Source organism: Anaeromyxobacter sp. PSR-1 (assembly GCF_000964525.1).
Lineage (GTDB): Bacteria > Myxococcota > Myxococcia > Myxococcales > Anaeromyxobacteraceae > Anaeromyxobacter.
The window spans coordinates 1-12536 of the sequence record NZ_BAZG01000127.1 but is presented as its reverse complement, the minus strand read 5'-3'; the positions used below and the strand labels follow the sequence as shown (position 1 = coordinate 12536).

Sequence of the window (12536 nt, the reverse complement as noted above, 5' to 3'; positions counted from 1 at the left end):
CATGGCCCGCTCCTCGGCGAGCACCACGACGTCGGGGTGGAGGCCCTTCTCGATCTTGCGGCACGGGCCGCACGCGCCGCAGGGGTCCTCGCGGAGCCCGCCCGGCCCGGGCTGCCCGCCCTCGCAGTTCGCGGCCTGCGCGAGCAGCAGGGCCGCCCGCGCCTTGCCGGCGCCCTCCGGGCCGCCGAAGAGGTAGGCGTGGTGCAGCGAGCCTCGCCGGAGCGCGGACCGGAGCGAGCCGACGGCGCGTTCCTGCGCGATGAGCTCGGAGAACGGCATGGGCGGCGCGGAACATAGCATAAGCGCCGGAACCCACGGCCGCTTCCCGGGGCGGCGCCCGCGCCCCGGCGGCCGGGGGCGAGATGGACACCCGGCCGCAGGCCGCTATCATGACCGCCGGAGCGACCCATGAACATCACCCCCCTCGACATCACGCAGAAGCAGTTCCGCCGGACCTTCCGCGGCCTGGACGCCGAGGAGGTGGAGGCGTTCCTGGCGCTCGTCGCCGCCGAGTTCGAGGGGCTGGTGAAGGAGAACCTGGCGCTCCGCGAGGACAACCAGCGCAAGGCGGACGAGATCGCCGATCACCGGGGGCGCGAGCGCGCGCTCCAGGAGACGCTCGTCACGGCGCAGAAGGCGTCCGAGGAGATCCGCGACTCCGCCCGGAAGGAGGCCGAGATCACCATCTCCGACGCCGAGCTCCAGGCCGAGAAGATCGTCCAGGGCGCCCACTCGCGCTTCCTGCGCATCGTGGACGACATCAACGAGCTGAAGCGGCAGCGCGTCCAGTTCGAGGCGAACGTCCGCACGCTGGTCGAGAGCCACCTCAAGCTCATCGAGGCGTTCCGCGAGCCCTCGCGCGAGGAGGCGGTGCAGCTGATGCCGGGCCGCCGCCGCGCCGCGGACGAGTAGCGCCCGCCCGCCGCCGGCGACCCGCTCAGTGCCCCTCGGCCCAGGTCTGGCCGTGGCCGACCTGGACCTCGAGCGGGACCTTCAGCCGGGCCGCGCCCTCCATCTCGCGCCGCACCAGCGCCTCGACCGGCTCCAGCTCCCGCTCCGGCACCTCCAGCACCAGCTCGTCGTGCACCTGCAGCAGCAGCCGCGCCTCGCGCCGCTCCTGCGCCAGCGCGTCGTGCACGCGGATCATGGCGATCTTCACGATGTCCGCGGCCGTCCCCTGGATCGGCGTGTTGATGGCGGTGCGCTCGGCCGCGTTGCGGAGCGCCGGGTTGCGCGCGCCGATCTCCGGCATGGCGCGCGCGCGCCCGAACAGCGTGCGCGACTCGCCCTTGGCGCGCGCCTCCTCCACGGCCCACTCGATGTAGCGGCGGACGCCGGCGTAGCGCGTGAAGTACCGGTCGATGATCCCCTGCGCCTCCGACGGCGGCAGGTCGAGCCGCTGCGACAGGCCGAACGCCGAGAGGCCGTAGGCGATGCCGAAGTTGAGCACCTTGGCGATGCGCCGCTGGTCCGCGGTCACCTGCTCCGGCGCGACGCCGAACGTCTCGGCCGCGGTGCGGGTGTGGACGTCCTCGCGATCGCGGAACGCCTGCAGCAGGCCCGGGTCGTCGGAGTAGTGCGCCAGGATGCGCAGCTCGATCTGCGAGTAGTCCGCCGAGAGCAGCCTTGCCCCCGCCGGCGCCACGAACGCCTGGCGGATGCGCCGCGACAGCTCGGTGCGCACCGGGATGTTCTGGAGGTTCGGATCCGAGGAGGAGAGCCGGCCGGTGGCCGCGCCGGCCTGGTGGAAGGTGGTGTGGATGCGCCCGTCGGCCGGGTCCACCAGCTGCGGGAGCGCGTCCACGTAGGTGCCCTTCAGCTTGGAGAGCGAGCGGTGCTCCAGCACCAGCCGCGGCAGCGCGTGCTGCTCGGCCAGCTTCTCCAGCACGTCCTGGTCGGTGGACGGGCCGGTCTTGAGCCGCTTCACCACCGGCAGCTCGAGCTCCACGAACAGCACCTGCGCCAGCTCGCGGGTCGAGGCGACGTTGAACGGGTGGCCGGCGGCGGCGTGGATGCGCGCCTCCAGGTCCTGCATCGCCTTGCCGAACTCGGCGCTCATCCCCTCCATCGCGCCGCGGTCCACCAGGATGCCGGCCCGCTCCATCTCCACCAGCACGGGCACCAGCGGCCGCTCCACCTCGCGGTAGAGCGCGCCCAGCCGCTCCGTCTCCAGGCCCTCGGCGAGCTTCGCGGCCAGGTCCGGCAGCGCCGCGGCGCAGGCGCAGGCCCAGGCCGCCACCCGCTCCACCTCGAGCCCCTCCAGGCCCGGCGCCCCGCGCTTCGCCCCGTCGGCCGGGCTGCGCGGCAGCTCGCAGCTCGTCCGCTCCCGCGCCACGTCCACCAGCGCGTGCTCGCGGCGGGTGGGCAGGAGCAGCCGGCTCATCAGCTCGGTGTCCTCGCCCGGGCCCGACCGCGCCAGCCCGAGCCGGGCCAGCGCGTGCGCCGCGCCCTTGAGGTCGTGCGCGTGCAGCGGCAGCGCCGCCTCCACCAGCGGCCGGAGCCCCTCGCGCACGTCCGCCGCCGGGAGCGCCGCGGGCGCGCCCAGGTAGCGGTGCCCGAGCGGCAGGTAGAACGCGCGCCCGGCGCCGGCGAACGCGAGCCCCACCAGCGGCGCGGTGCGCGGCGGCCCCTCGCCCAGCACCGGCAGGAGCCCCACCGGACCGCCCGCCCCGACCAGCGCCGCCACCGCGGCGTCGAGCGCGGCGCGGCCGTCGATCGTCTCCGGGGTCTCGGCGCGGGCGGTGGGCGGCGGCGGCGGCAGCTCCTTCACCAGGCGCGAGAACTCCAGCTCGGAGAACAGCGCGCGGGCCCGCTCCTGGTCGGGCGGCCGGCGGCCGAACGCCTCGGGCGCGAACGGCAGGTCGAGGTCGCGCCGCAGCGCGACCAGCCGGCGGTTGGTGCGGATGCGCTCGGCGTTCGCGACCACCTTGTCCCGCAGCTTCTCCCCGCCGCGCGACACCGCCGCCGGGATCTCCGCCGGCCGCGCCAGCATGGCCTCGGTGGTGCCGAAGTGGCGGACCAGCGCCGCGGCCGTCACCTCCCCCACCCCCGGGATCCCCGGCACGTTGTCGATCTTGTCGCCCAGGATGGACTGGTACTCGACCACCTGCTCCGGGCGGACGCCCATCTTCTTCTCGACCTCGGCCGGGCCGGTCCACCCGCCGCGCCCGCTCGCCTCGGCCATGGGGTCGTAGAGGGACAGCCCGCCGTCCACCAGCTGCGCGAAGTCCTTGTCGCCGGTGACGACCACCACCTCCCAGCCCTCCGCGCGCGCGTGGCTGGCCAGCGTGGCGATGATGTCGTCGGCCTCGAACCCCGGCTCCTCGATCACCGGCACGTTGAGCGCGCGGGCCACGTCGCGCACCAGCGGGAACTGCGCCGCGAGGTCGTCGGGCGCCTCGGGGCGGTTCGCCTTGTACTCGGGGTCGATCTCGTGGCGGAAGCTGCGGCGGCCCGCGTCGAACACCAGCGCCACGTGCGTGGGCGCGTGCTCGCGCAGCGCCTTCAGCAGCATGTTGGTGAACCCGTAGACGGCGTTGGTCGGGATCCCCTTGGTGGTGGAGAGGTGCGGGATCGCGTGGTAGGCGCGGAAGATGAAGCCCGAGCCGTCGATGAGGGTCAGGGTGGGCATGTCGCGGTGAAGGGTAGCCGCGCGGGCGCGCGGCGGCGCGGGAAAAGCGCGGCGGCGCCGGACGGGACCGCCCCGAGGCTACTTCAGCGCGCAGCGGAGCCGCTCGGCGCAGACGAAGTACTCGTCCCCGTCCTCGATGCGGCGGCGCTGGATCCGCTCCTGGTCGTGCCAGGTGCCGTTCGCGGAGCCGAGGTCCTCGATGAACCAGGCGTCGCCGTCGCGGACGATGGCCGCGTGCTCGCGCGACACCTTGGCGCTGTCGATCACCAGGTCGCAGTGGCGCCCGCGCCCGATGAGGAACCGGTCGCGGGCCACCTCCCACTCCGAGCCGTCGTCGCGGCGCAGCGACAGCGACTGTCCGGCGCCCTCCCCCAGCGGCGGCGGGCCAGCGCCCGGGGTGCGCTCGTGGATGGCGCGCTCGAGGCGGGCCGCGGTCTGGAGCACGCGCTCGGCGACCGCCAGCCGCTCGGAGCTCCCGCGCGACGGCGGCGGGATGGCGGGCCGGGGTCCCCGCGGCGCGCCGGGGGGCTCGGTGCGCGGCTCGAACGCCCCGCCGGTCACCACGTAGCCGTTGAGGCGGGCGAACACGTGGATGGCCTGGTTGAGCAGGCCCTCGCGATCGACGCCCATCTCGTCGGCCATGCGCCCGAGCGCCTCCCACAGGTGGTCGGCGATCGCGACCTGCCGGACGGATTTCATGCGCGCCCTCCGCGTACCCCGCTCCCGTCCACCGTAGCAGACGGAGGGCGGCCGTCAAACGCGGTCGCCCCGGGCGGGGATCAGCGGATCACCTTGGACGTGCTGTAGGCGGTCCCGGGCGAGAGGTCGATGAGGAAGTTCTCCGAGTAGGTCACGAAGAACCGGTAGCCGTCCGCCTGCTTGCCGGGATACGGGCTGCGGTCGAACGGCGCCGCGGCCACCGGGAAGCTCGCGGCCGCGTTGGAGCCGGACGTCGGGCCGCGGTACGCGTAGGTGATCCCGCTCTGCGTGATGAACGTGAGCGACATGTCGCGCTCGAGCTCGGCGGTGCAGACGTCCTCGACCACCGTCTTGGTGCGCGGGTCGATGATCGGATCCCCCTTCCCGTCCACCTGCGTCTGGGCGCAGCCGAGGTGGAAGGACACGATGGGACCGCTCGCGTCCGGGAGCGCGTCCGCGATGGCCGCCCAGTCCACCCAGCAGCCCTTCGTCGCGGTCGCCTTGGGCCCGTCCACGGTGTCGAGGCACCGGTCGGAGAGGTAGTAGAGGCGCCGCGCCTTGCGCGCGAGCACGAGCCGCTCGCACCCGGAGCGGCACGCCTCGTCCACGCAGGCGGTGAACGCCGCCGGCGCGTTCGGGCCGTACGCCTCGGCCGGCCAGGGCAGGATCGGGCAGCTGATCCCGTCCTCGCCGAGCGGGGGCGGCGCCAGCGCCGAGTAGGTGAGCGCGAACGGCTCCGCGGCGGTGGGATCGGCCTCGAGCTGCGGCCGCCCCACGTAGCCCATCGAGGCGCCGCCCGCGACGAGGCCCGCCGCGCGGAGGGTGACGAGCATGTTGCCCGCCGGGGCGACCTGCTTCAGCGCGGCGATGCACTCGGGCGTCGCGGGCAGCCGCTCCGAGGCGACCGGGTTCCGCAGGTCGATGAGCTGCGCCTCGTCGAGCGCCACCGCGCCGCCGGGGTACGCGGCCGAGGGCGGCAGGATCGCGGTGATGCGCGTCTCGTACGAGGTGGTGCTGAGCCCCTCCGTGTCCGGGTCGGTGGTGAGGCAGGCGGTCACGGTGCTGGCGGGCGCCAGCTGCGCGATGTCGCCGACGTGCACCGCCAGCGAGGGGTCGAACAGCCGCGCCACGTCCACCAGCTGGGTGGAGCCGTCGGAGCGCGGGAGCGGCGTCTGGACCGCGAGCCACAGGCGGCCGTCGGCGGTCGCGCCGGTCTGGCCGGCCCGCGCGGAGAGCCCGGGGAGCGGGCCCTGGTACATGACGGTCCAGGTGTCGGTGGCGGTGTAGCCCGGCGTGATGCGCACCGTGCTCGGCATGTTGGTGGCGTTGGAGGCGAGCGCCGCGGTCGGGCGCGTCACCTTCGGCCACTGGACGAGATCCCAGAGCCCCAGCCGCAGCCGCGAGGGCTTCACGAGGTACTGGCCCGGGTTCTCGGGATCCGGCACGACCAGCGACGGCGAGAACACGGTGCCGCCGGTGACGCTGGCGCGGGTGCTGGTGCGCAGGATCGAGGCGTTGAGCGGGATGTGCCACCGCGCCAGGTCCACCATGTAGACGCGCCCGTCGCCGGAGGCGAGCACGGCGACGCCGGTGGTCTTCACCTGGCCCGAGCCCGGCGCGAGCAGCATGTAGCCGCCCGCGACGGAGAGCTGCGCGTCGCTGGGCTCGTTGGTGGGCGGCAGCGCGGTCGGCCCGGCGATCGCGATGGCCACCGGGATGCTCGGGACGGCCATGGGCGGGAGGTACGGCATCTCGCCGGTGGGATCGGCCAGGAGGCCGCCGCCGGCCGGGTCGATCACCGCGAGCCCGCACGGCATCCGCGCGCTCCGGCCGCAGGCGGCCGGGTCGAGGAACGCGTACACGCGGAGATCCTCGTTCGGCGCCTTGCAGAAGGGCTCGCCGGGCTGGCGCACGCAGAACGTGTCGCCGTCCTGCACGCCCACGAAGCGCTCGGTCACCTTGGCGGCCGCGACGAGCGTGGTGCCGACGCGCGCGTCGAGCGCGCGGAGCGTCCAGGCGCCCACCGCGCCGGTGGTGTCGAGCTCGCCGACGCCGTACACGCCGGACCCCGGGATCACCTCCTCCACGGTGGCCGCGTAGAGGCGATCGTGGTCGGGCGACTCGGCCAGGGAGAGGGCCTCGAAGCCGAGGTCCTGCAGCACCGGCACCGCGCTCGGCGCGATGCTCCCGTCCGCCTGCCGCGCGAAGTCCACCACCGCGAGCCGGCCGCCCGCGAGGCTCGCCACCACGCGCGCCTTGCCGCGCGCCACCTGCCAGGTGCCCGCGGTCGCGCCGGGCTCGAGCACCGGGACGGCGATCACGGCCAGCACCTGCGCGCCGGGCGCGAGCGCGCCCAGGTCGAGCGGGTCCGGCTCGGGCGGCTGCACCACGTGCGTGGCCAGGTCCCAGGTCGCCACGAGCTGCAGCCGCGACGAGCCCGGCGACACCACCACCAGCAGGTCGGGCAGGCCGGTGCCGTCGGCGTTCTGGCCGTCGTGCAGGCCGACCGACGCGAGCATGGTCGGGTGCGGCTCGCCGGGGAGCGTCGGCGCCGCGAGCGGCCGGACCACCACCGGCGCGAGCACCGGCTCGTCGTCGAGCGTGTCGATGAAGATGATCTCGTCGCGGCCGGAGTTCGCCACCGCGACGTACGGGTGCGCGGGGTCGAGCGCGTTCTTGGTGGTGAGGCCGCGGAACACGGCCACGCCGCCCGGGCTCACCAGCCCGAGATCGGGCTTCGCCGCGGAGCTGCCGCAGCCGGCGCTCGCGGCGAGCGCCAGCAGGAGGAGGGCGTTGCGTGCGGTCACTGGCGCTCCTGGCCCAGGCGCCGCGGCACCTGGCGCGTCGGATCGGCGGGGTCGGCCACCTCGACGATGGCCGCCTCGCCCGGGTTGTCGAGCGGCACGTCCACCGGGGTGACGAAGCTGGAGTCGAACGCGGTGACGTAGAGCCGCGCGCTGGTGCCGCGATCCTGGACGGCGATGCCGTAGGGAACGCGGCCGAGCAGCGGCGCGCCGGTGATCTCGTCGCGCCCGAACACGCGCGCCATGGCGCCGACGTCGTCGTCGTAGATCCAGAGCAGGCCCTCGTCCGACACCGTGATCGCGACCACGTCGCGCTTCCCGGGCCGCCGCGGGAGCACGCGCACCTCGGCCGGCCCGAAGCCGACCGGGATCGCGCCGATGAAGCGGAAGGCCGGCACGCCGAACTGCGCCTCGTCCACCTCGAGCACGATGAGCACGCCGCCGGTGTCGAAGCCGGGGCGCCAGCCCAGGCTGGCCGCCAGGTCCGCGTCGAACAGCCGGGCCCCGATGTAGAGGCGGCGCGGCATCGGCTTGCCGTCCGCGTCCACGTTCGCGTTGGAGAGCGCGATCCCGCCGAGGTCGGCGCCGCGCACGAACTCGCCCACATTGACCACGTCCGCGTGGCACTCCGCCAGGTACAGCGGCGGGTCGCACCAGGGCGTCACGTCCACGTAGCGCAGCGCGGCGCTGCCGTAGTCGGCGCTGCTGGTGAAGTAGATGCGGTCGAGCGCCGCGTCGTAGGCGACCGAGTGCGTCGTCCCGTAGCCGAAGTCGGCGGTCCGCTGCGCGCCGGTGGAGAGGTCGATCTCCACCAGGCGGGAGACGGCGCGGTTGGTGCGGCGCGCGGTCACGAAGGCGCGCGGGCGCCGCGCGTTGCGGCAGGCCACGGTCACGCCGAACGGATCCAGGAAGTCCTCGGGCAGCAGCTGCGGGCAGTCCGGGCCGCAGGTGAGCGACCCGTCGGCGCCGAGCGCCACCTTGTAGACCTGCCGCGTGGCGCGCGACGCGACCAGCGCCACCGACTGCGGCAGGTCGCAGGCGTCCGGCGAGGTGTCGAGCCCCGCCGGCGCGGCCGCCTCGGCCACGGCCAGCTCGCCGCCGAAGCTGCCCATGCGCATCGCGCCCTCGATGGCGAGCCCGTCCTGCGGGCTGGCCTCGGGCCCCACCGAGAACAGCACCCCGCCCTCGTCGCGGTCGTAGGCGAGGTCGTAGTTGGAGGAGACGACCAGGAGCTGCTCCTGGCCCGCGGAGCCGCGGACCGCCACGCCCACCGGGTAGTGGAAGCGATCGAGGGGCGAGAGCGGCGCGGTTCCGGAGCTTCCGCACGCGGCCGCGAGACAGATCAGGAGGAGCGGGGCGCTGCGTCGAGCGACGTGGTGCACGGGGTGCGAACCGTAATCCGGCGTCCGAGAGAGGGTCAAGCGCTCCACCTACCCGGCCCTGGCCTGGGCCGGCGCCTCGGCCTGGATCTTGCGGAAGTCGGCCAGGTCGGAGAACAGCGCCCCCACCCGCCGCATCAGGCCGAGCCGGTTCGCGCGGAGCGCGGGATCGTCGGCCATCACCAGCACGTCGTCGAAGAAGCGCGCCACCGCCGGCTCCAGCGTCGCCACCGTGCGGAGCACCGCCGGGTAGTCGCGGGCCGCGCGGCGCGCGCCCACCTCCTGCTCCACCTCCTCGAGCGCCGCCAGCAGGTCCTGCTCCGCCTGGTCGCGCAGCAGCGCCGGCTCCACCGCGGCGGCGCCGGCGCCGCCCGCCTTCTCCTGGATGTTCGCGACCCGCTTGAACGCGACGGCGAGCGAGGCGAAGGCGGGCCGCGCCTTCGCCTCGGCGAGCGCCTCCAGGCGGCGGCGCGCGTCCACCACGTCGTCGGAGCCGGCCGCGAGCACCGCCTCCACCAGGTCCGCGTCGAACCGCTCGGTCCAGGCGGCGCGCACGCGCCCGCGCAGGAAGTCCAGCACCTGCTCGGCCACCAGCGCGCGGCCGGCGGCGAGCTTCACCCCGGAGAGCGCGTCCAGCGTCTGCTCCACCGCGGCGGCGAGCGACAGGTGGTACCCGCGGGCGATGACGATGCGCAGGATGCCGATGGCGGCGCGGCGCAGGCCGAACGGGTCGGCGGCGCCGGTCGCCTTCTCGCCCACGCCGATGATGCCGACGAGCGAGTGGAGGCGGTCGGCCACGGCCACCAGCGCGCCCAGGTCGCTGCGCGGCATCTCCTCCGCCGCGCCGATGGGCTTGTAGTGGTCCTCGATGGCGTCGGCGATCTCCGGCTTCAGCCCCTCGAGCCGCGCGTAGTGCGCGCCCATGGTGCCCTGCAGCTCGGGGAACTCGCCCACCATGCCGGTGTTGAGGTCCACCTTGGCGAGCCGCGAGGCCTCGAGCAGGTCGGCCACCAGCGCGTCCTTCCCGAGCGCGCGGGCCAGCGCGCTCGCCACCGCGCCGATGCGCTGGGCGCGGTCCAGCTCGCTCCCCAGCTTCGCCTGGAACGTGCGGCGGCCGAGGTCCTCGATGCGCTCGTGCAGCTTGCGCTTGCGGTCCTCCTCGAAGAAGAACCGCGCGTCGGCGAGGCGCGCGCGGAGCACGCGCTCGTAGCCGTGCCGCGCCACCGCCGGATCCTTCACGCGCGTGGCCGAGACGGCCACGAACCGGTTCTTGAGCCGCCCCTTGCCGTCCACCACTGCGAAGTAGCGCTGGTGGTTGCGCATCTCGGAGATCACCACCTCCGGCGGCAGCTCGAGGTTCGACTTCTCGAACTCGCCGACCACCGCGCTCGGCTCCTCGACCAGGTAGAGCACCTGCTCGACCAGCGCGGGATCCTCGCGGACCTTCCCGCCGGCCTCCTTCCCGGCGCGGGCCAGCTCGGCGAGCAGCGCGGCGCGGCGCTCCTCCGGGTCGGCGAGGACGTGCGCCCGGCGCAGCTTCGCCAGGTAGTCGTCCGGCGTGCCCTTCAGCGCGATCGCCTTCGGCGCCAGGAACCGATGGCCGTAGGTGACCTTACCGGAGGTGACCTCGCCGTGGCGCACCTTGAGCGGGCGGCCGCCGAGGAGCGCCGCCATCCAGCGCACCGGGCGCGCGAACGTCACCTCGTCGAAGCGCGAGCGCATCGCCTTGCGGAAGCGCAGGCCCGCCACCAGCCGCTCCAGCAGCGCCGGCAGCACCTGCTCCGCCTTGCGCCCCTTCTCGACCTTGGTGACCGCCACGCGCTCGCCCTTGGGCGTCTGCGCGCGGACCAGCGCCGCGACGTCCACGCCCTGGCTGCGCGCGAACCCGGTCGCGGCCGGGGTGGGCTTGCCCTCGGCGTCGTAGGCCTGGGCCACCGGCGGCCCGAACGCCTCGGTGCGCGCGTCGGTCTGCTTCGGCGCCACGTCCCGCGCCCAGACCGCCAGGCGGCGCGGCGTGCCGACGGCCTTCACCTCGCCGTGCGCCAGCCGGGCCTCGGCGAGCGCCTTCGCCAGGTCGTCCTCGAGCTGCCTGAGCGCGCCCGGCACGAAGCCCGCCGGGATCTCCTCCGCACCGATCTCGAACAGAAGGTCAGCCATGATCTCGTTCCGTCCCCGCTCCCCCGCCGCGCGCGGCGAGGGAGGCCCGGGGGTGAGGGGTCGTCACCTGGACTCGCGCGCCTCGCGGGCCGCCCGCGCCGCCTCCACCGCCTGCTTGCGATCGGCCGGCGGGAGCAGCGGGAACCCGAGCGCCTCGCGCGAGTCGAGGTAGCCCTTGGCGCACTCGTGCGCCAGCGCGCGCACGCGGCCGATGTAGGCCGCGCGCTCGGTGACGCTGATGGCGCCGCGCGCGTCGAGGTTGTTGAAGGCGTGCGAGCACTTCAGGCAGTAGTCGTAGGCGGGCAGCGGCAGCTTCAGCCCGATGAGCCGCTTGCACTCCGCCTCGTAGGTGTCGAAGAGCCCGAACAGCATCTTCGGGTCCGACGCCTGGAACGAGTAGGTGCTCATCTCCACCTCGTTCCGGTGGAAGACCTCGCGGTACTTCACGCCCTTCACCCACTCCACGTCGAACACGTTCTCGACGTCCTGCAGGTACATGGCGATGCGCTCGAGGCCGTAGGTGAGCTCGGCCGCGACCGGCTTCACCTCGAAGCCGCCCGCCTGCTGGAAGTAGGTGTACTGGGTGATCTCCATCCCGTCGCACCACACCTCCCAGCCCAGGCCCCAGGCGCCCAGCGTCGGGCTCTCCCAGTCGTCCTCGACGAAGCGGATGTCGTGCTCGCGCGGATCGATCCCGATGGCGCGCAGCGAGCCGAGGTAGAGCTCCTGCACGTCCGGCGGGTTGGGCTTCAGGATCACCTGGAACTGGTGGTGCTGGTAGAGGCGGTTCGGGTTCTCGCCGTAGCGGCCGTCCGCCGGCCGGCGCGAGGGCTCGACGTACGCGACGTTCCAGGGCTCCGGGCCGAGCACGCGCAGGAACGTGGAGGGGTTCATGGTGCCGGCCCCGACCTCCTGGTCGTAACCCTGCGCGAGGATGCAGTTGCGGCTCGCCCAGTAGCTCTGGAGCTTCAAGATCAGGTCCTGGAAGTACACGCGCGTCCTCTCCTCGCGTTCGAGCCGGCGCGTCCCCGCGGGTCATCCGGCGGGGCGGCCGCGCCGCGGCGAACGGGCCGGGGAACGGGCACCGTAGGGCCGTAAGGTGCGGGTGTCAAACGGAAATCTCGCCGGCGCGCGGCAGCCCGGCGACCGCGCCGACGCGCGTGCAGACGCGCCCCGCCACCCGGTTCGCGAAGCGCACCGCCGCGACCACCTCGGCGAAGGACCGGTCGGCGAGCGGGGCCGCGCCGCGCGAGAGCGCCGCGAGCAGCCCGGCCACGAACGCGTCGCCGGCGCCGGTGGTGTCCACCACCTCCACCGGCTCCGCCTCGACCCGCGCCTCCTCGGCCCCGCGCCGGACCAGCGCGCCGCGCGCGCCCAGCGTCACGCAGGCGACTCCCACGCCCATGCCGGCGAGCCGCGCCGCGGCGCGCCCGGGATCGCGCTCGCCGGTGCAGAGCTCGATCTCCTCCTCCGACAGCTTCGCCACCGCGCAGCGCGGCAGCACGTCCTGGCAGAGCGCCCGCAGCGGCGCCAGGTCGTCCCACAGGTGCGCGCGGACGTTCGGGTCGAAGGACACCTCCACGCCGAGGCGCCGCGCCGCCTCCACCGCGGCCCGCAGCGCCGCCCGGCCCTCCGGCAGCACGTGCGCCGAGGTCCCGACGTGCAGCACGCGGGCGCGGCCGATCGCGGCGGGGTCGGCGTCGGCGGGCGCGATGAGCTTGTCGGCGGAGAAGCGCGCGTTGGGCGAGAAGAACGTCCGCTCCCCCGCCGCGTCGAGCGCCACGAACCACATCCCGGTGGGCCGCTCGCGCGCGAGCCGGAGCGAGACCTCGATGCCCTCGGCGGCGAGCCGCCGCGCCAGCATCC

The 12536-nt window shown here is 74.8% G+C and carries 8 protein-coding genes and 1 pseudogene; 1 reads left to right on the top strand and 8 read right to left on the bottom strand.

Features of this window, described 5'->3' with window-relative positions:
- Positions 1 to 279, bottom strand: a pseudogene (locus PSR1_RS16490) (DNA polymerase III subunit delta'); the annotation flags it as partial.
- Between the two features lie 129 nt (positions 280 to 408).
- On the opposite strand from PSR1_RS16490, the gene PSR1_RS16485 reads away from it, so the two are divergent.
- Entirely contained in the window at positions 409 to 912 is a 504-nt protein-coding gene (locus PSR1_RS16485) for a DivIVA domain-containing protein (RefSeq protein ID WP_059438561.1), read from the top strand.
- A 25-nt stretch (positions 913 to 937) separates the two neighbouring features.
- On the opposite strand, the gene polA is transcribed toward PSR1_RS16485, so the two are convergent.
- From polA to PSR1_RS16450, 7 genes are all read right to left on the bottom strand, one after another.
- On the bottom strand, positions 938 to 3631 hold the full coding sequence (gene polA, locus PSR1_RS16480) for a DNA polymerase I (protein WP_059438560.1): 2694 nt from the start codon (positions 3629 to 3631) through the stop codon (positions 938 to 940).
- A gap of 78 nt (positions 3632 to 3709) precedes the next feature.
- Positions 3710 to 4330 carry an FHA domain-containing protein gene (locus PSR1_RS16475; protein WP_059438559.1) on the bottom strand — a complete coding sequence of 207 codons (621 nt, stop codon included), beginning with the start codon at positions 4328 to 4330 and terminating at the stop codon, positions 3710 to 3712.
- Positions 4331 to 4410: 80 nt separating this feature from the next.
- Positions 4411 to 7137 (bottom strand): hypothetical protein, encoded by a 2727-nt coding sequence (locus PSR1_RS16470; RefSeq protein ID WP_059438558.1) that lies wholly within the window; start codon positions 7135 to 7137, stop codon positions 4411 to 4413.
- Positions 7134 to 8516 carry a hypothetical protein gene (locus PSR1_RS16465; protein ID WP_237758064.1) on the bottom strand — a complete coding sequence of 461 codons (1383 nt, stop codon included), beginning with the start codon at positions 8514 to 8516 and terminating at the stop codon, positions 7134 to 7136. The genes PSR1_RS16470 and PSR1_RS16465 overlap by 4 nt, the downstream gene beginning before the upstream one ends.
- Positions 8517 to 8564: 48 nt before the next feature.
- Positions 8565 to 10670: a glycine--tRNA ligase subunit beta gene (gene glyS / locus PSR1_RS16460; RefSeq protein ID WP_059438556.1), complete on the bottom strand. Its 2106-nt coding sequence runs from the start codon at positions 10668 to 10670 to the stop codon at positions 8565 to 8567.
- A 63-nt stretch (positions 10671 to 10733) separates the two neighbouring features.
- Positions 10734 to 11663 carry a glycine--tRNA ligase subunit alpha gene (locus tag PSR1_RS16455; RefSeq protein WP_059438555.1) on the bottom strand — a complete coding sequence of 310 codons (930 nt, stop codon included), beginning with the start codon at positions 11661 to 11663 and terminating at the stop codon, positions 10734 to 10736.
- A gap of 115 nt (positions 11664 to 11778) precedes the next feature.
- Positions 11779 to 12536: carbohydrate kinase family protein (locus PSR1_RS16450; protein WP_059438554.1), on the bottom strand; the 758-nt coding region annotated here is incomplete at its 5' end.

What these genes read in the sequence shown, in the direction of transcription:
- PSR1_RS16485 (WP_059438561.1), top strand. Translation starts at nt 409, where the DNA reads ATGAACATCACCCCCCTCGACATCACGCAGAAGCAGTTCCGCCGGACC.
- polA (WP_059438560.1), bottom strand. Translation starts at nt 3,631, where the DNA reads ATGCCCACCCTGACCCTCATCGACGGCTCGGGCTTCATCTTCCGCGCC.
- PSR1_RS16475 (WP_059438559.1), bottom strand. Translation starts at nt 4,330, where the DNA reads ATGAAATCCGTCCGGCAGGTCGCGATCGCCGACCACCTGTGGGAGGCG.
- glyS (WP_059438556.1), bottom strand. Translation starts at nt 10,670, where the DNA reads ATGGCTGACCTTCTGTTCGAGATCGGTGCGGAGGAGATCCCGGCGGGC.